Consider the following 21,495-nt stretch of genomic DNA (forward strand, 5'->3'; position numbering starts at 1 on the left):
GCTGATTTTGGCACATATAGTTTAGCCTCGTAAAAAGACAATTCACGGCAGTCCATCCTGCCGTGAATAAGCGATTTGGATCTAAGCTTTTCCGACGGCCTTTAATGCAAAAGCATAAGTATAGGCCACTTCCTCTAAGCGTGAGAAGCGACCCGACGCGCCAGAATGGCCTGCATCCATATTGATACGGAAGAGAACCGGGTGCGTATCGGTTTTGAGTTCACGCAGTTTTGCGACCCATTTCGCCGGTTCCCAATAAGTCACACGCGGATCGGTAAGCCCGGCCACCGCTAAAATGCGCGGATATGATTGTGCTGCCACATTATCATAGGGCGAATAGCTAGCGATCACTTTGTAATCTTGAGCCGACGCAATTGGATTGCCCCATTCAGGCCATTCAGGCGGGGTCAGAGGCAAGGTTTCATCCAACATAGTGTTGAGCACGTCAACAAACGGAACCTCAGCAATCATTGCACCAAAAGCCTCTGGCGCCATGTTTGCAACCGCGCCAATCAACATGCCTCCAGCAGATCCACCATGCGCAACAATACGATCATGTGCGGTGAAATTTTCCTGAACAAGATGTCGTGCGACCGAGATGAAGTCCTTGAAAGTGTTGGGTTTATGTTCACGCTTTCCATTTTCGTACCAGGCAAATCCTTTGTCCTTACCGCCACGAATATGGGCGATCACATAGATAAAACCGCGGTCGACCAGCGACAGGCGCGATGTGCTGAAGCTTGCAGGAATGGTGATTCCATATGCACCATAACCATAAAGCAAGCATGGCGCCGAACCATCAAGCTTTGTATCCTTGTGATAGAGCAGCGATGCTGGAACCAGCTCGCCATCAGGGCTCGGAGCAAAAATGCGGCGGGTGATGTAATCGCCGATATTATGCCCGGAAGGAATCTCTTGCATCTTGAGCAATTTGCGCTCGCGACTACGCATATTATAATCGTATAATTGCTCAGGCGTGGTCATTGAGGAGTAAGAAAAGCGGATGACATCCGTTTTATATTCTGCACTTCCATGAAGGCCGAGCGAATAGGCCTCTTCCTCAAACGCTATTGCGTGTTCTTCGCCGGTTTTGCGGTCGTGGATGACGATGCGGGGCAATCCGCCTTCGCGTTCGAGCCAAACCAGATGATTCTCATAAACTGCATGTGATAAGATAAGTCGTCCGGGCAGCTCTGGGACGAGCTCTTGCCAGTTTTCAGGCTCGGGCGCGCTGACGGGTGCGCGCATGATTTTAAAATCCTTCGCCCCATCCGCATTGGTGAGAATGTAAAATTCATCGCCGCCCGACTCAATCTCATATTCGATCCCAGTCTGGCGCTTCATGATAAGTTTGGGTTTTGCCGTGGGATTATCAGCCGGCAATAACCAACATTCGGATGTTTCGTGATCATGAATATCAATGAAAATGAAATCATTGAGCAGTGACCCGCTCACATTGACGAAAAAACCGGGATCTGTTTCTTCAAAAATGAGCCGATCTTCCGTCTGCTCCGTGCCGATATGATGATGAAAAACCTTTGAAGGACGATGATTTTCGTCCAGTAACGTGTAGAAAAAACCTTTGCTGGTCGCATCCCACGTGCCACCGCCATTGGTATTGGCCACAATGTCAGGCAGATCGCTTAGCGTATCAAGATGACGGATTTTGAGCTCGTAATATTCGGAACCTTTGTCGTCACTTCCCCAGATCATAAGGGCATGGTCTGGCGAATGATCCGCAGAAGCTAACCGGAAATAAGGTTTACCTTCCGCCTCTTTATCGCCGTCGAGCAAAAGAGTTTCATCGCCACCCTCGCGCAGCGTCCGTATGAAACGCGGCTGCTGCCCGCCCGTTTTATACGAGACACCATAAGCATAAGACCCGTCTTTGACTGGAACCGATGAATCATCTTCTTTGATCCGGCCACGCATTTCTGCAAAGAGCTGTTTTTGCAGCTCGGCCGTATCCTGCATTAAGGCTGCCTGATAAGCGTTCTCGGCTTCGAGATGATTGCGGATATCCGGCGCTAATGCGGCAGGATCTTTAAAAACGTCCTGCCAGTTTTCTGCGCGCAGCCACGCATAATCATCAGTGCGTTTTACACCATGGCGTAAATCACTAACAGGTTTCTTTGCAGCAATGGGAGGATGCGGAAGATGGGAGACGTTTTGCATAAGGGTTCCAGTTATATGAAGGAAGCGGCTCGGTTTGAGCCGCTGCATTATGAAACTGATCGCGTTTAGAATCAGCTGTCGGCGCGGTCTTCAACGAAGATAAGAGCATGCCCGTTCATGCAATAGCGCAAACCAGTGGGGGGCGGACCATCCGGGAAAACATGTCCCAAATGCGCGTCACAGTCGGTGCATCGAATCTCCGTTCGCACCATACCATAGGAGCGATCATCGAATTCGGTCACGGCATCCGGCTCAATCGGCTGGTAGAAACTTGGCCATCCAGTGCCGGAATCATATTTTGTTTCGGAACGGTACAGGGGGCGTTCACAGCATACGCAGCAAAAAGTACCGGTAAGTGAGCTATCAAAATTGGGGCTGGAAAAAGCGCGTTCAGTGCCGTGCTGTCGGGTAATCTGATATTGGATAGGCGTCAGCTGCTCTCTCCATTCGGCATCGGTCTTATGAACTTTCAATGGCCGCGATGGGCTTGAGGGTTGCGACATGATCCGATCCTCTCTTTTGCACTTGAATATAAGCTTCTAGCATAGTTTCAGCTTTGATTGCTCAAACGTCTGCTCCTTATATAATTCCCTAGCAGTTGATTGCGAGATTATCTTTGAGCTAACAAACTCTTGCCAATATGCGTGATGGTGATAGGCGCCGTTTGATAACTCAGTAAATTGTTTGAGCGACAATTCTAATCGCAGCCAAATCTTCGATATTGACAAAAAATTCCCGTTTCAAGGCAATGAGCTATTTAAAATCATCTGGCTGATGCCCATATCAACAAAACTTACAATGAAACCGGGAAAAAATACGCTCTAGATAGGCAAAATATCGATCTAAAAGTGTATTTGTTGCATTTGTATTTATTATCGTCAGCAGATTAGGCGATCTTTAATGTATTTCCATTGACATATCCATTGCAAATTCTAATATTCATGTTATTCGCAGAAATGAATTAGTGTGTTTTCGTGCAGGGGTTTGTGAGGACGGGGTTCAAGTTTCTGCGTCGAGGACGTGCTCGTTTAAAAACTGGACCTTAAAAAGGAAAAAAAATGGAAAACCCTGAGACTTACGACGAAAATGCTGAATTGCTTATGTCGCTAACCGCTGATGTCGTTGCAGCTTATGTTGGTAACAATTCGATTCGCGCAAGCGAAGTGCCGCTTCTGATCTCGGAAGTGCTCGCGACATTCAAGCAGCATGTCGGGCGTGAGGAAGGCCCAGCCGTTGTTGAAAAGCCAAAGCCAGCGGTTAATCCTAAGAAGTCAATTACCGACGACTATATTATTTGTCTTGAGGATGGGAAAAAGTTCAAGTCGCTCAAACGGCATTTGATGACTCATTTTAATCTGACGCCTGAACAATATCGTGAGAAGTGGGGTCTTGACCCTAATTATCCGATGGTCGCACCAAATTATGCTGCAGCACGTTCACGCCTGGCTAAGAAAATGGGTCTGGGTCGTAAGCCGAAAAACGCTCCAAAGTCTTCCAGCTGACGCTGACGCGCAATAGCTGATCGGACTTCCGAATTCGAACTACGTTGCGCAATTTCTGCGCAACGTAGTTTTTGTTTTCAATTATGAATTCTTCTACGATTCTTTCGGCCCTTAATTGACCGGCCCTCCAATCTGTCGAGCGCTTGTTTGAGAGCGATATGCCGGTTGAGGTCATAACTCCAATGTCCTCGTAAGCCTTTAAGCCGCTCTCGTTCAATGAGGCGGTTTAGCCTTCCTCTTAGCTGCATCTTCTCTTCGCCCGTCGACGTCATCAGTTTATCGAGATCGATTCCGGCAACTATTTGCAGCGCTGCCCGCTGCATCGCATGCATATGATTTTCCTGACGGGCAGAAACAAATTCGTCCATTGCGGTTTTAAGTGCGATTTCCATTCCAATATCCTCATTTGCCTGTGGTGAGGATAGGATCGCTCAGTTTTTGCGCTGTTGGATAATATTCCTATAATTTTTTTAAAAAACTTCTGTGGCTCCACCATAAGTTTATAATAAAACTTATCCCCGCTTGCATTTTCCTCATTATAAGAAGATATTCCTAAAATGGTGAGGGAAGGTTAATGTCTCTGGAATTTACAAATATCGTCCACACCCGGGCAGAAGCTTTCGAGATATTGAAACTTATTGCAGCGCGCCACGGGCGTACGCTTTGCCTGGAAACCTGCTCCCGCGCCCTTGGGCGCAGGCGTAAAGCCGGAAGCGTCGAACTCTGCGACGCCTTAATTGATCTGTTGGCGGCTGCTTTTGGAGTATGCGGGAAGGAGTTGCGTTCGCCTTTGCGTGGCAAACGGGAAACGTCACGTATTCGGCAAATTGGAATGTATATCGCGCACACCTCTTTTGGCATGGCAATGAGCGAGGTGGCGGTCGGTTTTAGTCGTGATCGCACGACAGTGATGCATGCCTGCCATTTGGTCGAGGATATGCGTGATGATCGAGATTTTGATGCGATCATCACCTCATTCGAGCGAATAGTACATTCCGCATTCACGGCATGGAGGAACGTAGTATGAGCAAGCAATTGTCGAGTGCCGAAGTGAGGATCGTAAGATTTCTAAAGCAAGGTGGGTGCGAAATTCAGGATTCTGTTCGCGACAATTACGTCTTGCTGGTTAATGAAAATGGGTCGATCGCTGCCTCTCGCAAGGACATAGAGGCAGCGCAGGCGAAGGGTCTATTGTGTGTTGCAGGTCAAAAACTCGCACTATCAAAAACGGGCCGACAATCGACGCTTCGAAAAACGCAACCGTCACCCAAAAAAGAACGTGTGACTCAGACGGTGGAGATAGAAAAAGGCAAAACAATTGAGGTGAACCTATCGGAATCACCGCTCGCATCTCTCTATCGGCGTAAAGGCGCCAACGGTGAAGCGTTTCTTACCGATGATGAGTTTCGCGCTGGTGAAAGATTGAGGGCAGATTTTACGCGAGGTTCGCTCATGCCCTCTATCACATCGCGTTGGGACATAGATGTCAGAGGCAATGGCCATTCGGGTGCTGGTGGCGTGGCGGAATTGACCGATATAGCCCTAGCTAGCCGCATTCGGGTAGAGCGCGCCTTGGCCGCAGTCGGTCCGGAATTGAGCGGAGTTTTGGTTGATATTTGTTGTTTTCTTAAAGGGTTAGAGAGGGTGGAACGGGAGCGACGCTGGCCCGTCCGCTCAGCAAAAATGTTGCTTAAAACCGGCCTTTCCATCTTGCATCGTCATTATAACCCCGTGCAGGAAAACACGGGCCAAACCAATAAAATATTGCACTGGGGAAGCGAAGGATATCGGCCAGACTTTCATTCACGCGAAGGCTGAAAGATCAGCCTGAAGCGGTTTGTGCGCAGGCTGAATGAGGTTGATAACAAGACCTTACATATGATTCGCTTTGGCGGGCGCGCCAAAATGCTTAAAGACTGGGCCGAAATGCTTAAAGGCTGGAAAAGGGGGAAACATGCAAACAAGCAGGGAACGCCTAGAAAAAATATTGGCGCAGCTCGATCAACGGCGCAAAACTGAGCGGGTTTTTGGCACTATTTATTCTAGATCGGCGCGTCTTGAGGCCGATGCTGCCGACATACGCCGAGCGAACGGTCGTTCGCTTGGCCCGCTTGATGGGCGTATTGTTTCGATCAAAGACCTTTTTGACGTAAAAGGAGAGGCGACGCTCGCTGGTTCTTGTATTCGGAGGAGCGAGCCGCCCGCCTCGACGGACGCGTTGATTGTCAAGCGTTTGCGCCAAGCTGGTGCTGTCATTGTGGGAAAAACCCATATGACCGAGTTTGCTTTTACCGCGGTGGGGCTCAATCCCCATTATGGTGTTTTAGGAAACGCCATAGAACCAACGCGTATTCCTGGCGGATCGTCATCGGGGGCTGCCATCTCGGTGGCAGAAGGTACAAGCGAAATTGCAATCGGCTCGGATACGGGCGGTTCGGTCCGAATTCCCGCAGCGTTAAATGGCGTTGTCGGTTTCAAACCAACCGCACGACGGATTCCACTTCAAGGAGCATTTCCTTTGGCTCCGTCGCTCGATTCGATTGGCCCATTGGCTAAAACTGTTGATGATTGCATTCTCGCTGATGCAATCATTGCCGGTCTCGCCCCCAGCATTCCAGACGCTGTTGCGCTTACGGATTGCACGATTGGTATTCCCAACGATCTGCTATTAGACAACATGGACCCGTCGGTGGAAGCAGCCTTTGAGGCCGCGCGATACGGTCTTGAGAAGCTCGGCGCACGGCTTGTTACAATCGAGTTGGACGACTTAATTCGCGAATTTGCAAAAGCAGCCAGTATTGGCTCAATTGTAAGCATTGAGGCTGCGCGTATCCATTCAAAAACCTGGCTACATGACCCCGACGCGAATGTTGATTTTAGAGTGCGAGAGACGCTTCTGAAGCGACATTTGGTTTTAGATAAAGATTACGCACAGCTGATGGAAAAACGCGATGAACTTGCCAGACGGATGAACCAACGCTTACAGAATATCGACTGTTTTATCACACCAACCACGCCAATCTTGCCCGTCACAATCGCCTCTGTCAGCGAAGACGAGGAAGAATATGAACGGGTAGAAACTTTATTGCTGCGCAACACCCAGATCGGAAATCAGTTTGATCTTTGCAGCATCAGCCTTCCAATGCCGAACACACCTTTGCCTGCCGGACTTATGTTAACTGCTGCTGCTAACTCTGATCGCCGCCTGCTTGCACTAGCGCGTTCAGTTGAGGCTCTGTTGAGCAGATAATTTTGCAAGCTCGGCTTCGCGATGAATGCGTGCCACCATGGCGCGCAATCCGTTTGAGCGTTGCGGCGTCAAATGCTCGTCCAAACCAAGCTGGCGCAACAGCCCTTCGGGATCTGTTGCTAGAATTTCAGAAGCTTTGCGACCAGAATAAAGCGCCAGTACAATCGCTACCAGTCCGCGCACAATATGCGCATCGGAATCGCCCAAAAATTCAATAACCGGGTCTGCTCCCTCATGAGGCAGGGTTTTAAGCCAGACCTGACTGACACATCCTTGAACTTTGTGTGCGGCGTCGCGCGCATCGTCAGGGTAGGCGGGAAGCTCACGGCCCAAATCAATCACATAGCGATAACGGTCTTCCCAATCGTCGAGAAACTCGAAATCGGAGATAATATTCTCGATGGTGGTATTCATATTCTCTCACTACAATCCGTGGCTTAACTCTCATTCGTCTATATAGGAATTATTAGACGCGAGGTCACGGAAATCTCTATAATTTATTTAAAAATTAGAGTCCGCTGTGTTGTTTATTACGCTCTCCCTTGGCGTGGGAACAGGTATAAATTGTGGCTTTTCGGGAAGAGTTTCGGGAATAGAAGCGGTTGGCATTTTGTCCGAATGGCCAAAATGATCGCTCAGAAAGCCGAGTAATGCGCCGCTATTCTCAAGCAATTGGCCTGCACTTGTTTTAAGTGCGGATTGTCCATTTTCGCAGATCGCTGGATTGTCCATGCAAAACTTACCCACATCCATCGCCGTCTTTCCGCCAGCGATGAGCTTCCCAATCTCATCGGATGTAGACGGGGTGGAGTTTGCGATATCCGGTTTAGACGAGACGTTTTCTGCTTCATCAGCCATAAAATGTGGCATGATCAGAAATGCCAACGATAGCCAGATAGCGGATTTGACAAGAAAACGGATCATTATGCTAGCGATAGGCTCCTCTGACAGCTGGGCTGAGATCAATATCGCGCAATTGTACAAATATTCGGTAACCAACCGATTCGGTATTTTTCTGATCGAGTAGGCAAAGACTGCAGAACATCCATCTTCTGTTTACCATAGATCGAAGAACGTCCTCAATTTGCCTGTTGTACCGCACTGTGTGGTCGAACTTTATCCTTTCTTTAAAGCCTGTCCTGCAATCTGCTGTATGGAAACCGGCAATCCGGTGCACCGCAGATCATTGAGTGAGTAGGGCACATTGAGAGCCATTAATTTGAAAATACCCGAAACCCTTAACGCATTGGCGCGGGCTTTTGACCGTTTTCACGACCGTTTCAGCCAGGCTGGATTGGATGGAATATCCCTCATTCTAGTCCCAATTCTGCTATTTAGCGCGTATTTGGCGTCCGATATCAGCACAAGTCTCGCTGAAACAGCGATTGTTGCTGCATGCCTCATCGGATCTGCGATGATTTTCTGTGCTTTCAGATCAATGGGAATATTGGCTGACCGCCAGCGGTTCTTAAGCTTCGTCATCTATGCTGCGGGCTTGGCCGTCATTATTATTCTGAGACAGAGTAATCCAGCGCTTTGGATGATGGCTGCTGCGTTTCCGTTGGAGGTGTGGTTTGTCCAGCGCAGAATTGGCCCCGCACTGACGGGAACTGCTTTCGCGCTCGGTTTGCTCGGTCTCTTCGCGTTCAAGGATGCGGGCAGCGTATCAAACAGTCCGATCTCAATCACAATATTCGCACTTTATACGGCAAGTCTCATCTTCCGCAGCCTCATCTTGCGAGACAAAACTGCCAGACTGGATGTGGTGGCCCCGACGCCCGTGCGCTTGAGCGGTGATGTCTCTATGGTGCTGGATCTTGAAGGTTTTGTGCAGCAGATTGACGAAACAACTGCTACTCTCTTGGGAGCCAAACCCCAATCGCTTGAGGGGAGCGCATTGCTTGATCGCGTGCATGTCACTGATCGTGTTTCTTATCTTTCTTTGCTGGCGGATTTGAGGCGCAATCTGCCTGCTCAGCCTGTTGAGCTTCGCTTACGTTCTATCGAAAATGGAAAAACCCAGTTCCTCAGCTATCACATCGAGGGGGAGCGTATGGGCGACGCAATAATGCTGCTCGGGCGGTCGCTGGAACGTGAGCAAGCGCTTGTCCGTGAAATCGAGTCTTTGCGAAGTGAACTCGAAACCGAACGAATTGGCAAAGGAAAGCTGCTAGAGACCGTCAGCCACGAATTGCGTACGCCGCTAAATGCAATCATCGGGTTTTCGGACATGCTTTCCGATGCTCAGGGCGCAGGTCTTGCATTAGAAAAGGAAAAACAACAGGAATATGCTGGGCTTATTCGGCAGTCGGGACATTATCTGCTGGAACTGGTGAACGCGGTTTTGGATAATTCGCGGCTGGAAGATGGGGCCTATCAAATTGATCCGGTGAGTTTTGTTTTCCGCGATACGGTCGAACTTTGTGCGTCAGTTATCATGCCACAAGCCCAAAAGAAGGGAATTGCCTTCTGCCATCGCGTTGGGGCATCGACGGGCGAACTTGTGGCAGATCGTTGCGCAATTAAGCAAATTTTGCTTAACCTTGCGACAAATGCGGTGAAATTCACCGAACCCGGTGGCTGCGTGACACTTGATGCTTCAAGAGTTACGGTAGACGGACGCGCTATGCTGGAAGTTACCGTGTCCGACACGGGTATCGGCATTGCGCCCGATGATTTGCAACGCATTGGCACTCCCTTTGTCCGAGGCAGTAACAGCTATGCCCGCGCCCAGGAAGGCAGTGGACTTGGACTATCGCTGGTCAAAGGTCTTGTGGAATTGCACCAGGGTTGCATGCAGATTAAAACTAGCGTGTCGGAAGGCACGATTGTGACAGTTCGGCTACCGGTCGACGGTCCGGCAACCATTATTGATGAACATGACAATCCTTTAGGAAAGGATCTACAGCAGCTTGGCACGGTGATCGAAATGCACCGTCCCCAAGGGGAATGGAGTGATGACTGGCAGAAAGAAGAAATCCGGGACGAGGACAATGCGCAAACCCGCAAGACGGCCTAGTTGGGGACGTCGCCTGCTGGGTCTTTTGTTCAGCGGGGTTTCGGCTCTGGCAATTGCTGTAGGTAATTTTATTGTGCGCAATCCCGTCCTCACCGGCGGGGCAACCGCTTTTGCGGTCGTGATGGGTTTTGTTTCGGCTAATGCGCTTTGGTATCAACCGCAAGCACATAATACGGTGTTCATCCAAACCCGCCCGGACTTTACTTTCCAAGCCGCGCCGCGCGCGGTGCTGTCACGGACAATTTCCGCGAGCCAAAATGCCCAAAAGCCGATAGACGAAGCGATAGATAGAGCCGGTGATCGCCAAGTGACGCCGGAACCACAAAACGTTGCGGCTGCCATACTTGCTCAAGATCGACTGCAGCCGACTGGCTCAATTGATGAAATGTTGCCCGCTCTTGCACCCAATGCCGATTTGGATGTCGCACGCTTGCAGCAAAGCTTGTCGGCACTTGGAATTTACAAAGGCGAAATCGACGGATTTACCGGGCCGCAAACCCGTGAAGCTGTTGAGCAATGGCAAAAGATTCAAGCAAAGCTGGGCAATCTCAAGCAAAATATTGCTGCATCTGAAAATAAACCGGCTCCTGTTCCGGTTTCTGTTCCTGTTTCTGGCCCATCTTCAGATCAGATCAAGAAATTGATCAATCGCGAAGTGCCTATTCCCCAACCTCATCCCAATTCCGCTGCTGCAAAGGCGCAGTCGTCGGAAAAGCCTAGCGCTGGATTGGCGTCACGCCAAAGTGAAAAAGCGAGCAACGCGAAGTTACCCGCGGTGGTAAAGCCTCAACCTTCAAAGCAACAGGTTACCTCACAGGATATCGTGCGCGTTCAGGCAGGCTTAAAGGCGTTCGGCAATGGCAAGGTGAGCGTGGACGGTATCCCAGATCAAACCACTCGCGACGCAGTTCGGGAATTCCAAAAACTATTCAATTTGCCTGCTACCGGTGAAATTGATGCCAATCTGATCGGAAAAATGCGTGAAATCGGTCTGATCAGCTGATGCGAGATATTATATGCGCTTAACTTCCGACTTTTGGGTGTCAGCATTGATCCGTAATGTAGAGACCAGCGGCGGCTTTGCTTATCTCGTGCGACGAGGAGCAAAAGAAGCAGGCGCCATTTTTATCCAACACGCATCGCGTTTTGGAACGTCTGATCTTTACTCGCCCGCTCCGCAAACATCCTATGAGTTGAATAATGACCGCGAGCGCATTTTTGCATGTATTTTGCACAATGCTGAGGATGATCTGGTGCGTCAGCGCATGCAGCGTGAGATCAATTTCGACCCCGATTTATGGTTGATCGAGCTTGAAGATATTGCCGATCTGAAAAGCCTAATTTCTATTGCTGAGGATGATGAGGGCCTCAAGTAACCCTGACGCTTTTTCGCATCACCAATCCATGCTTTGCTAAAGACCGCGCTGCTTAAAGACTATTTGAATTAGCCTCTTCTGCTAAATTCAGCTCACCGCTTGCGCTTTGGTCTTGTGCCTGTGCCATTTCGCGCAATTTATTGCGCAGAAGGCGAGACATGTCATCGGCTTTCCAGCGTCTGATAAGCGCAATCGCCTTTTCACGATCTATGGAACGATAGATATGAACAAATTCGCGCAGATTTTCGCGATCAGCATCAATCCGTCCCAATATTGAAGTCATAATGAGATAACATTCAGAAGCCGAAAGCCCGAGTGCTCGTAAAGCGATTGGCAAATAAGAATTGGGCCATTCTCCTATAATTTTATCAGCGCGTTCAAAAGTAAGATCAAGTGCGTCAGCTAATGCGGTTCGAAAAATCTGATCGTCAACCAACAATGCTGTATTGACCAAATGATCAGCTGCAATGGCAGCACTTGCGCCGATGAGCGGATAATGAAGAGAAAACCCGCGCTGCTCTTGTTCAGATAAAGTGCCGGTAAAATTCTTGCCAGTTTGGTTCTGAATATTGGCTGGGAATTGGGGCTGCTCGCTTTGCTCTGTTTCAAGATTTGCAAGATTTTCTTGCAGCTGAAGCATCCGCTCAATCATCGGATCATGAAAGCTGCGAAGAATTTGTCTCAATTCAGGATCGGCAGATTGACGGCGGGAAATTGCACGCGCGTGCTCTATTCCATTCTTGTTAATAATGTCAATTAAATCAGTTGGTCGCAGCAGGGGCGAGCGCAACAGCAAAGGCGCAGAGATTTCCGCAGGCTCATTGGCAAGAGCTAAAAGAAGCGGTCGGGGTGCGGTTTCCAAAGATGCGAGCGCATTGGCAGCCTGTCGCTTACCACGTGTGGTGGCACTTGCCAGTAATGGCAGCACAAGATCGACAAGCTGCTGGGCATTTTGGCGACTGGGTCGCATAACGCCAGCAAAAGCGCTGATCGCCGCCGCGATCAGATCATCAGCTTTGGAGTCTTTCGAATTTGCCGTTGAGGAACCTCGTGGGCCGGAAATCTCCTCCAGTACGCGGAACTGATCTTTTGTCACGCAAGTTACCCCAGACAGGCCCCGAACTACAATCATACAATGCTGAAAAATATTAGCAGGCTGGACAATAATAGATAAGCCTTAGCAACTCATTAACTGTGGCGGAAAACCGTGTCAGTCCACTTCATATGGCGCGCAGCTCGCGGTTTCAAAAAAGCCATGGGCGACGCTCTGCCAGCTAGCGTCAGGCACGAGCACACGCAAGATTACAGCGCCTTTTTCGATAGGGAGGCTGACCATCAAAGTCTCGCTTTCGTCAAATGTGCTATCGGTACGCAAGGCGGCGACACCGAGCGGATTAGCCACGACGAGATCAAGCGTTCGATCATTGGAAATATTGTCGTTAATGCTATAGAGATTATCGCCATTGGGCGTGTAGATCGAAAGCGACCAAAAGGGCGCGGATTTTTGTGTGGCCAATTTGAGAGGCCCGTCCGAAAGGTCAAACCGACAAACAGCCTGCTGGATCAGCGGATCTGGGTTGCTTAGCACCTTTGCGCCTGAACTCAATTGGTGAAACCGATAAGCTTCCCCCAAATTTTCAAGCTCGGCCCACGCATTTCTATCTGAATAATGCGGAATCAGCAGTAAAATCGCGATATGCACGATTGCAGCGCCGATCAATCCAAGCAAGAGCAGGTGCAAAAACCTAGACATTGCAGGCCGGGCCTTGATCAGCCGCTCTTTCAAGCTGCGGCATGATGAATTCGCTTAGACCCATGGAGCTTGCGACCATGCTATCGTAAAACGTCATCACAAGTATAAAAGCTCCACTGCCTTCAATCGGAAGCCAGTTGCCAGGCCTGGCTTCCGCTCCAATTGAGATCAATATACTGCTATCTTCATTATAAATTATCTCGCGGGAATGGAGGGCGGGCGGCAGACCTTTGCGCGGCTCTATAGGCTTTAACTCAATATCCGCAACGTAAAGCGACCAGAAGCGGGATGAAGGGGCCGAACCTTTTAAAAGATAATTGCACCCACGACGTAACTCATTTCCTTGGCTGTCTTGGCGAGCGTAAAAGATCAATCCTTCCGTCGGGCTGGGTGGAAGCCAGGATTGGCGTGCTGCGCGTGCTTTGATGTAAGGATCGGCTTCCGCTGTTCCCGCGTCCGGATAAGCACTCCAATTGCCAATTTTTAGCTCACCGAAGCCACCAAACTGGTCAAGCGCATAATGGGTGAACCAGATCCCACCTCCAAACGCTATTGCGAGCACAAAGATTGTACCAAAAATTGTCTTTAACATCGCGCACTCAAAGGACTGATATCTTGGTGCCATTACTGGCTGCAGGCACTGGCGGCGCGGTTCTGAACTGTTCGTTCAATTCCCGTAACGCCTGTGTTGCGGCAGGAGAAAGCACACGCGACGGCCCGGTCATTCTTTGAATGCTCTCTTCATTGGTAGCGAGTTTCGGTTCGACAGACTTAGCCGGTGCCGGGAAGGGCGGTTCAATGCCAGGAATTGGCTTAAGATCTATATTTTGGTGCGCGTAATTCATCATCCTCTGCCATGACATAGCCGGTAAAACGCCCCCGGTGAGATCTTTCATCGGTGTAAAATTATCATTCCCGAACCAAACAGCAGCGGTATAATTTCCCGTAAAACCTACAAACCACGCATCGCGGTAATTTTGTGTCGTTCCGGTTTTTCCTCCAACACGGGTCATGGGTAGTTGAGCACGCCGGCCAGTGCCGCGTTCGCTCACCGCGACGAGCATCTGATTCATATATTGGGCGGACTGCTCAGATATAACCCGGTGTGGTTTCGGGCCATCGCGGCCATAATCCCACAACACTTTGCCATCCGGCGACATAATTTGCGTGAAAACATGGCGAGTTCCGGCCATGCCATTATTGGGAAATACGTTAAAAGCGGTGGCCTGATCCAATACTGTCATTTCTGAAGTGCCAAGCACCATAGTTTTGTGGGACGAAATGGGCGACTCAACCCCCATCGCCTTGGTCAGCGCCACTATTGGGGCTGTTGTAAGGTGATCTCGCGCAAGTCTGACCGGAACCGTATTCATCGACCGCGCCAGCGCAGTGGTAAGATCGACTCGCCCCGCAAAGCTCCGACCATAGTTGCGAGGTGCCCAATTCCCCCAGCTGATCGGTGCATCAGAAATAACTGTTTTGGGCGTCATCCCTTTTTCCATTGCAGCGGCGAAAACATAGGGTTTGAAGGACGATCCCGATTGTCGCAATGCGCTCGTGGCACGGTTGAATTGGCTTTCCCCATAATCTCGGCCGCCGACAAGCGCACGTACTGCACCATCATTAGACAATACAACCGTGGCGGCCTGTGAAACATTATATTCCGCACCAAATTGACGAAGATGAAACTCTAGCGATTCTTCCGCTGCTTTTTGCAGATTGCGGTCGAATGTCGTCCTGACGATCAATGTATGTTGAGGTATATCGGCGGCAAGCTGTTTCACTTCTTCAAAAGCCCAATCGAGGAAGTAATCAGGACTTTCATTTTTTGCTCTATCAACAATATTTGCCGGGTGACGGCGAGCAACAGCGACCTGTCCCTCGCTCATGAAACCCGCTTCAACCATGCTTGATAAAACGACATTGGCGCGCGCACGCGCTGCAGGCAGATTGATATGCGGGGCAAATTTCGCCGGCGCTTTGAATAATCCCGCCAACATGGCGGCTTCCGCAAGCGATACATCTTGAACGTTTTTACCAAAATAAAATTCTGCAGCTGCGGCAATTCCGAAAGTGCCACCGCCCATATAGGCGCGATCTAAATAGAGCTGCAGAATTTCCTTTTTAGTCAAATTGCTTTCCAGCCAAATTGCCAGGAAAGCCTCGTTAATCTTGCGTGAAATTGTGCGCTCGTTAGAAAGAAACAGGTTCTTTGCGAGCTGCTGGGTGAGAGTGGAGCCACCTTGCACGACGCCATTCGCACGGATGTTCTGGGTAAGGGCACGACTCAGCCCGAAAAAATCAATGCCTATATGTTCAAAAAACCGCCGGTCTTCGGTGCCTAATACAGCTTTGATAACATGATCCGGCAATTTGTCGATTGGTACTGCCTGGCGATGAAGAATGCCGCGTTGTCCAATTTCGTTCCCATAACGATCTAAAAACGTGACGGCATAATCATCCTGCGTACGCCAATCTTTTTTGGTTTGTTCAAATGCGGGCAATGCAAGCGCTAGCATTATCACCGCACCAATAACCCCAAGGGTTACTGCTTCGTCCAAAATTTCGACAATGAGCCGGCGAAAGCCTTTGACACGAAATCTATGGGAGAAAATCGTAAAATTTTCCCACGCTTCTGCACAGTAGAAACGCAATCGATACAGGGTCGAGTCGATCCATGCATCAAGGCCAATGAGCCGCGATACCCGAAAAGGTCTGCTCTTTTTCTTCTTTAATTTCTTTTCGCCCGCTTTGCGCATAAACTCCAATTCGCCGCCTGAGATTGATTAGCAGATGGAATTACATCAACTATACCAGATTAATTCGTTATAAACCCCGAGAATTGCTAAACACTTAAGCTAAATAAATAGGAAAAAAATCAATAATAGGAAAATAGTCCGTGACACCGTAACGGTGCTTTGCTAGCTATTTGTTACGGTCAAGAAATTGTGGCTAGCGAAGATAGCTCACTAATTTAGGACCGGCAGCCAACACCCTTTAAGACAGCTTGCGTGGCTTGCGTGGCTTTATACTAGCATCCTCATCAAGATGGTGGGGCTCTATGGTTGCGGCACCAATAAGCATGACTTTGCTCTATAGTAACAATGCCACTTGAGGTGGCACTTTCGGAATTCACTTTTGAAAAAAGTAACAGGAGATGCGCGCCGCGAGGCGCGAGTCAGGCTGGCATTTCGCCTGCAAATGAAACACGGACTTTCCGCTGCTGATGTGGCTGAAATTTTAGGTTTGACCGAAAAATCCTATCGGAACCGACTTAGACGTTTAAAACTGGAATCAGACAATTCATTCTCGCCTACCGAAACCGAAACTGCTCTCAAGCGGCTTCAATCCGAATTACGCAAGTTGATTGATGGCGAGGAGCTGCCAGACAAAAGTAAAGCTGAAGCTTTGATGGCGCTTGCCCGGGCCGTCAAGACCGTCAGTGAATTGGTTTCCGAAACTAAAAATCAAGAACCGAATGAAGATGTCGGGGCCACGGTGAGCATCGGCGAGTTGCGTCAAGTGCTTGCTAGAATAGACAGGAGAATTGAAGAACTTGCACAAAAGCGCGCGCGGGAAATCCTGGGCGGCGGGATTGAAGCAAAGGCAAATATTAGCGGCGGAGAACGAATGGCTGATCAAAGCGCGTGACGCGCAACTGCCCCCGATCGGCGATTGGCGTGTCTGGCTTATATTGGGCGGCAGGGGTTCCGGAAAAACAAGAGCGGGTGCTGAATGGGTTTCGGGCATGGCGCAGGGGCTGTTACCTTTTGCAAGCCGATCAAGTGGACATATCGCACTGGTCGGTGAAACATTTGCTGATGCACGCGAGGTGATGGTGGATGGACCATCCGGCATCCTCTCTGTCTCACGTTTGGAACGCCCCCGCTATGAAGCGACAAGGCGGAGGCTTTTATGGAATAGCGGTGCAGTAGCATCGCTTTTTTCGTCAGAAGATCCCGACAGCCTGCGTGGTCCGCAATTCGATGCTGCATGGTGCGATGAATTAGCGAAGTGGAAACACCCGCAAGAAACCTGGGACATGCTGCAATTCGGCCTGCGCCTTGGCGAACGTCCACGACAAGTTGTCACAACCACGCCGCGTTCGGTGCCATTGTTGAAAGCTCTGATGAGCGATCATTCAACCGCCATGACGCACATGCGCACCTCAGAAAACGCCGCCCATCTGGCGGATGGTTTCATCGAAGCGATTAACCAGCGATATGCCGGAACGAGATTAGGACGCCAGGAGCTTGACGGAGAATTCATTGAGGAACGCGCCGGGGCATTATGGTCGCGTGAAGCGATCGAAAAATGTTTCGTACCAGCAGCTCCTCCTTTGAGCCGCATATTGGTTGCGGTTGATCCGCCTGCATCTTCTGGCAAATCATCCGATGCCTGCGGCATTGTCGTGGCAGGTATCGATGAAAACGGTTTTGGGCATGTTCTGGCCGATGAAACCATGGAAATGGCAAAGCCTCATCAATGGGCACGCCGAGCCGTAGCGCTTTATCATGATTATGAAGCGGATGCGATTTTGGCGGAAGTCAATCAGGGTGGTGAAATGGTAGCAGCCGTGCTTTCGGCCGAAGATGCTTCGGTTCCCGTTTTGATGCGCCGTGCTTCTCGCGGAAAATTTTTGCGCGCTGAGCCGGTTGCGGCCTTATATGAGCAAGGGCGTATTCGTCACGTCGGTCGTTTCCCAGCGCTTGAGGATGAAATGTGCGATTTCGCGCCCGATGGCCTATCGAGCGGCCGGTCGCCGGATAGAGTTGATGCACTGGTTTGGGCACTGAGTGAACTGATGAACGGCACTGAGCGAAAACCACGTATTCGTCGTTTCGGATAAACATAATCTACATCGGAGAGCCAACATATGGCGTGGAAATGGCCGTGGCGCAAAAGCGCTGCGAATGATGGCCTGCGTGGCGTGGCAGGTCGACAGACCAAAATGGCGAGCGGTTTTGTAGCGCTGCATATGGAACACAACGCGTCCTGGATCGGACGTGATTATGCAACCCTTGCGCGTGAAGGCTTCATGCGCAATCCGGTGGCCCATCGCTGCGTTCGACTTATCGCGGAAGCTGCAAGCAATGTGCCATGGCTTTTATATGAAGGCGCGATGGAACATGAAATCCACCCGCTTTTGGAATTAATCGCCCGCCCACAAGCGGGAGTGGATGGGCATAGTTTTTTCCAGCGCCTTTATGGCCACTTGCTAATCTCAGGCAATGCTTATGTTGAGCGGGTCGATCTGCCCAGCGGCCAGTTCGAGCTGCATCTTTTGCGACCCGAACGCGTGACGCTGGAAACAGCCAGCGACGGTTGGCCCGTTTCTCTTATATATCGGTCCGGTTCCATCAAACGAACGGTGATGCTTGCGGGCCACGCTCCAACCGGATTGCACTTGAAACTATTCCACCCGCTTGATGATCATTATGGCTTTCCACCGCTTGAAGCCGCATTGATGGCTTTGGACATTCATAATGCCGCCAGCGCTTGGAACAAAGCGCTGCTCGATAATTCCGCCCGGCCTTCCGGCGCATTAGTCTATGCACCAAAAGATGGAGGCAACCTGACGGAAGAGCAGTTCGAGCGGCTTAAATCTGAACTTGAAGAAGGCTATACCGGTGCTTCTGGTGCAGGTCGGCCATTGCTTTTAGAGGGCGGGCTTGATTGGAAAGCCATGGGCTACAGCCCTCAGGACATGGATTTCATCGAAGCTAAAAACAGCGCAGCGCGCGATATTGCGCTGGCATTTGGTGTCCCGCCGATGCTGCTAGGCATTCCTGGCGACAACACTTACGCCAATTATGCCGAAGCCAACCGTGCTTTCTATCGACTGACGATCTTACCGCTGATTGACCGTACCGCGAAAGCTTTGGAGTGCTGGTTAGGCCCGCTTTTTGGACGCGATTTGCGGCTGGAGCATGACATTGACCGGATTGAAGGCCTGTCATTGGAACGCGAAGCCCTGTGGCGCCGCGTAGCCGAAGCCACATTCTTAACAGATGACGAAAAACGTGAGGCGGTGGGCTATCAGCCGCGCGAGTGAAGAGGACGCCATGAATAGCTGGAGTGAAACAGTATTGGCATCTGAAGCTACGTGGTTGTGGTTCTCGAAAATCGTTGGGGCGGTTGCAGGCTCTGCTGTTTCGCTAGCCTATGTGTTGCCACGCGGCAAACGTGAGGCTGCGATCCGCTTCGCTGTGGGTCTGATTTGTGGCTTGATCTTTGGTGGAGCGGCAGGAGTTAAAATTGCTGAATTCTTGTCGCTCGATCATACGCTGGGCCGGGCCGAGCTCATGCTGATGGGATCGGCAGCAGCTAGCCTCGCAGCTTGGTCGGCGCTTGGGATACTCAAGCGTTTTGCCGACCGAGCAAAAAATGCAGCTTTGCCTGGGATTTTAGCGGAGGCCGAAATTTTGCCAGAAGAAAGAAGCAGGAATGGCAGGGGTTAATTTCAAAATCGAAACCAAACGGGCATCGCTCGCGCTCGATGAAGTGCAAATCGATGGAAGCTTTGGTGGCTACGCCAGTGTTTTTGGCCTTGCGGATCTGGGTAACGATGTCATTGAACGCGGTGCATTCACGCGTTCGTTGCAAAAACGCAAACCATCCGGTGTAAGGATGCTTTGGCAGCATGACGCGGCCGAACCCATAGGTGTCTGGACAGATATTCGTGAGGATTCGCGCGGGCTTTATGTCGAAGGCAGGCTCGCCAAAGGCGTTGCCCGTGCGCGGGAGGCTCTGGAGCTCATGCGCGCTGGTGGACTTGATGGGCTTTCCATTGGCTTTCGCACTATTAAAGCGCGCAAAGATGCCCGAACCGGGTTACGCCATATCTTGGAGGCGGATCTATGGGAAATATCGGTTGTTACTTTTCCCATGCTGCCGCAAGCGCGGGTGAATACCGTCAAGGGCCGATTGCCCACAATCAGACAATTTGAACATTGGCTCACGCGGGATGCGGGGCTGAGCCGAAGTGCTGCACGAACCGTCATTGCCAAAGGCTATGCGGCTTTAGCAGCACTTCAAGGCCACGATGGGCGGGATGCCGTCGGGTACGATGAAGCAAACCTAGCACAGCGTATGCGGGAAGCTTCAAAACTGATGATCGCAAACATAAAATAATAGGATCAATATGCAGAACAATCATGCAATCCAGCTCGAAACCAAGAGCGTGGAAACGAAGGCGCTCGACACCAATTCAGTCAATAATGGTGATATCGCCGCAGCATTTGACGATTTCATGTCGGCATTTTCCAGTTTCCGAGAAGCCAATGACGAACGGCTGAAAAAAGTTGAAAAAAATGCCGATGTGGATGTGTTGCTGCGCGAAAAGGTGGAGCGTATCAACCACGCGCTGGATGAACAAAAACAAGCGCTCGACCAATATGTGCTAAAACAGTCCCGTCCAGCACTGGGTGGATCGGGCGCTGTCGTCAATATTGAGCACAAGCGAGCATTTGACGGATATGTACGCTCAGGTGACGAACAATCATTGCGCGGTGTCGAACAGAAATCCCATTCCTACGGAAATGGCCCTGATGGTGGCTATCTGGTGCCGGCAGAATTGGAGGCGGAAATCGGTCGCAGACTAAGCGTGATTTCGCCGATCCGTGCCATTGCCAGCGTTCGCCAAGTATCCAGCGCGGTGCTGAAAAAACCATTTTCAATCAGCGGCCCAAATGTCGGATGGGTTGGTGAAACCGCTGTCCGTCCTGAAACGGCAACCGCAAAACTGGCTGAGCTGCAATTCCCGACCATGGAACTCTACGCCATGCCTGCGGCAACTTCTTCCCTGCTCGATGATGCGGCCATTGATGTCGAACAGTGGATTGCCGAAGAAGTTGAAGCAGCTTTCGCTGAACAGGAAAGCGCCGCTTTCGTCACGGGTAGCGGCGTCAATCAGCCAACCGGTTTTCTAACCTATGATTCGGTTGCAGAGAGCTCCTGGGCATGGGGGAAACTCGGCCATATTGCCACCGGAATTGAAGGTGCACTGCCCGAAGTTGATCCGGCTGATAAGCTAATCGAGCTCATTTATACGCTGAAAGCGGGCTATCGCCAGAAAGCCAATTTCGTCATGAATCGCACCACGCAAAGCGTGTTGCGTAAGTTGAAAGATAGTGATGGCAATTATCTGTGGCAACCGCCGGCGACGATTGGGGAGAAAGCATCATTGATGGGGTTTGGCTTAGTTGAAGCCGAACACATGCCGGATATCGGTGCCGATGCGACGCCGATCGCTTTCGGTGATTTTGAACGCGGCTATCTGGTCGTAGACCGCATTGGCATCCGCGTATTGCGGGATCCGTATTCCGCTAAACCCTATGTGTTGTTCTACACGACCAAGCGTGTCGGTGGCGGCGTACAAGATTTTGATGCCATTAAGCTGCTGAAGTTCTCGGCCTGAT

At 50.5% G+C, this 21,495-nt stretch carries 22 protein-coding genes; 13 read left to right on the forward strand and 9 right to left on the reverse strand.

Annotated features, from left to right (window positions below):
* Positions 1-81: 81 nt before the first annotated feature.
* Both C7374_RS03355 and msrB read right to left on the reverse strand, forming a co-directional pair.
* Positions 82-2,175 (reverse strand): S9 family peptidase, encoded by a 2,094-nt coding sequence (locus C7374_RS03355; RefSeq protein WP_111574167.1) that lies wholly within the window; start codon positions 2,173-2,175, stop codon positions 82-84.
* A 71-nt stretch (positions 2,176-2,246) separates the two neighbouring features.
* The gene (msrB, locus tag C7374_RS03360) at positions 2,247-2,678 is read right to left on the reverse strand and encodes a peptide-methionine (R)-S-oxide reductase MsrB (protein ID WP_111574168.1); all 432 of its coding nucleotides are present in this window, start codon (positions 2,676-2,678) and stop codon (positions 2,247-2,249) included.
* Between the two features lie 555 nt (positions 2,679-3,233).
* On the opposite strand from msrB, the gene C7374_RS03365 reads away from it, so the two are divergent.
* Positions 3,234-3,677, forward strand: coding sequence for a Ros/MucR family transcriptional regulator (locus C7374_RS03365; RefSeq protein ID WP_111574169.1), 444 nt, complete (start codon positions 3,234-3,236; stop codon positions 3,675-3,677).
* A gap of 77 nt (positions 3,678-3,754) precedes the next feature.
* Here C7374_RS03365 and C7374_RS03370 read toward each other — a convergent pair whose 3' ends face one another.
* Positions 3,755-4,069, reverse strand: coding sequence for a cytoplasmic protein (locus C7374_RS03370; RefSeq protein ID WP_111574170.1), 315 nt, complete (start codon positions 4,067-4,069; stop codon positions 3,755-3,757).
* A gap of 188 nt (positions 4,070-4,257) precedes the next feature.
* Here C7374_RS03370 and C7374_RS03375 point away from each other — a divergent pair, with 188 nt between their 5' ends.
* The 3 genes from C7374_RS03375 to C7374_RS03385 all read left to right on the forward strand — a co-directional run bounded on the left by C7374_RS03375 (position 4,258) and on the right by C7374_RS03385 (position 6,927).
* The gene (locus C7374_RS03375; protein WP_111574267.1) at positions 4,258-4,704 is read left to right on the forward strand and encodes a helix-turn-helix domain-containing protein; all 447 of its coding nucleotides are present in this window, start codon (positions 4,258-4,260) and stop codon (positions 4,702-4,704) included.
* A complete protein-coding gene (locus C7374_RS03380) occupies positions 4,701-5,495 on the forward strand; it encodes a DUF6456 domain-containing protein (RefSeq protein ID WP_111574171.1) in 795 nt (264 codons plus the stop codon). Before C7374_RS03375 ends, C7374_RS03380 begins: the two co-directional genes overlap by 4 nt.
* 136 nt (positions 5,496-5,631) lie before the next feature.
* Complete coding sequence (locus C7374_RS03385; RefSeq protein ID WP_111574172.1) at positions 5,632-6,927, forward strand: amidase; 1,296 nt, start codon at positions 5,632-5,634, stop codon at positions 6,925-6,927.
* Here C7374_RS03385 and C7374_RS03390 read toward each other — a convergent pair.
* On the reverse strand, positions 6,901-7,341 hold the full coding sequence (locus tag C7374_RS03390) for a SufE family protein (RefSeq protein ID WP_111574173.1): 441 nt from the start codon (positions 7,339-7,341) through the stop codon (positions 6,901-6,903). The genes C7374_RS03385 and C7374_RS03390 overlap by 27 nt on opposite strands.
* A gap of 87 nt (positions 7,342-7,428) precedes the next feature.
* Positions 7,429-7,851 (reverse strand): hypothetical protein, encoded by a 423-nt coding sequence (locus C7374_RS03395; RefSeq protein WP_111574174.1) that lies wholly within the window; start codon positions 7,849-7,851, stop codon positions 7,429-7,431.
* 280 nt (positions 7,852-8,131) lie between these two features.
* On the opposite strand from C7374_RS03395, the gene C7374_RS03400 reads away from it, so the two are divergent.
* Genes C7374_RS03400 through C7374_RS03410 form a run of 3 tightly spaced genes read left to right on the forward strand, consistent with a single transcriptional unit; the run spans position 8,132 to position 11,322 of the window.
* Positions 8,132-9,946, forward strand: a complete 1,815-nt coding sequence (locus C7374_RS03400; RefSeq protein ID WP_111574175.1) for a sensor histidine kinase — start codon at positions 8,132-8,134, stop codon at positions 9,944-9,946.
* Positions 9,921-10,949 carry a peptidoglycan-binding domain-containing protein gene (locus tag C7374_RS03405; RefSeq protein WP_111574176.1) on the forward strand — a complete coding sequence of 343 codons (1,029 nt, stop codon included), beginning with the start codon at positions 9,921-9,923 and terminating at the stop codon, positions 10,947-10,949. The genes C7374_RS03400 and C7374_RS03405 overlap by 26 nt, the downstream gene beginning before the upstream one ends.
* Before the next feature lie 13 nt (positions 10,950-10,962).
* On the forward strand, positions 10,963-11,322 hold the full coding sequence (locus tag C7374_RS03410) for a DUF1491 family protein (RefSeq protein ID WP_111574177.1): 360 nt from the start codon (positions 10,963-10,965) through the stop codon (positions 11,320-11,322).
* Positions 11,323-11,374: 52 nt separating this feature from the next.
* On the opposite strand, the gene C7374_RS03415 is transcribed toward C7374_RS03410, so the two are convergent.
* The 4 genes from C7374_RS03415 to C7374_RS03430 form a co-directional block, all read right to left on the reverse strand.
* Positions 11,375-12,454 (reverse strand): DUF2336 domain-containing protein, encoded by a 1,080-nt coding sequence (locus tag C7374_RS03415; RefSeq protein ID WP_342634710.1) that lies wholly within the window; start codon positions 12,452-12,454, stop codon positions 11,375-11,377.
* A 78-nt stretch (positions 12,455-12,532) separates the two neighbouring features.
* Positions 12,533-13,075, reverse strand: a complete 543-nt coding sequence (locus C7374_RS03420; RefSeq protein ID WP_111574178.1) for a DUF1254 domain-containing protein — start codon at positions 13,073-13,075, stop codon at positions 12,533-12,535.
* Positions 13,068-13,667: a DUF1214 domain-containing protein gene (locus C7374_RS03425; protein ID WP_111574179.1), complete on the reverse strand. Its 600-nt coding sequence runs from the start codon at positions 13,665-13,667 to the stop codon at positions 13,068-13,070. Before C7374_RS03425 ends, C7374_RS03420 begins: the two co-directional genes overlap by 8 nt.
* A gap of 7 nt (positions 13,668-13,674) precedes the next feature.
* Positions 13,675-15,834 carry a transglycosylase domain-containing protein gene (locus C7374_RS03430; protein ID WP_111574180.1) on the reverse strand — a complete coding sequence of 720 codons (2,160 nt, stop codon included), beginning with the start codon at positions 15,832-15,834 and terminating at the stop codon, positions 13,675-13,677.
* 379 nt (positions 15,835-16,213) lie between these two features.
* On the opposite strand from C7374_RS03430, the gene C7374_RS03435 reads away from it, so the two are divergent.
* From C7374_RS03435 to C7374_RS03460, 6 genes are read left to right on the forward strand one after another with little or no spacing between them, the layout of a single operon-like run.
* Entirely contained in the window at positions 16,214-16,726 is a 513-nt protein-coding gene (locus tag C7374_RS03435; RefSeq protein ID WP_111574181.1) for a hypothetical protein, read from the forward strand.
* Positions 16,632-17,924 (forward strand): DNA-packaging protein, encoded by a 1,293-nt coding sequence (locus C7374_RS03440; protein WP_111574182.1) that lies wholly within the window; start codon positions 16,632-16,634, stop codon positions 17,922-17,924. Before C7374_RS03435 ends, C7374_RS03440 begins: the two co-directional genes overlap by 95 nt.
* Before the next feature lie 27 nt (positions 17,925-17,951).
* Positions 17,952-19,130, forward strand: coding sequence for a phage portal protein (locus tag C7374_RS03445; RefSeq protein WP_111574183.1), 1,179 nt, complete (start codon positions 17,952-17,954; stop codon positions 19,128-19,130).
* Between the two features lie 10 nt (positions 19,131-19,140).
* Positions 19,141-19,536 carry a DUF6107 family protein gene (locus C7374_RS03450; RefSeq protein WP_111574184.1) on the forward strand — a complete coding sequence of 132 codons (396 nt, stop codon included), beginning with the start codon at positions 19,141-19,143 and terminating at the stop codon, positions 19,534-19,536.
* Positions 19,523-20,209: an HK97 family phage prohead protease gene (locus C7374_RS03455; protein WP_111574185.1), complete on the forward strand. Its 687-nt coding sequence runs from the start codon at positions 19,523-19,525 to the stop codon at positions 20,207-20,209. Before C7374_RS03450 ends, C7374_RS03455 begins: the two co-directional genes overlap by 14 nt.
* Before the next feature lie 10 nt (positions 20,210-20,219).
* Positions 20,220-21,494 carry a phage major capsid protein gene (locus C7374_RS03460; protein WP_111574186.1) on the forward strand — a complete coding sequence of 425 codons (1,275 nt, stop codon included), beginning with the start codon at positions 20,220-20,222 and terminating at the stop codon, positions 21,492-21,494.
* Position 21,495: the final 1 nt, after the last annotated feature.

This window comes from Falsochrobactrum ovis (genome assembly GCF_003259955.1).
GTDB lineage: Bacteria > Pseudomonadota > Alphaproteobacteria > Rhizobiales > Rhizobiaceae > Brucella > Brucella ovis_A.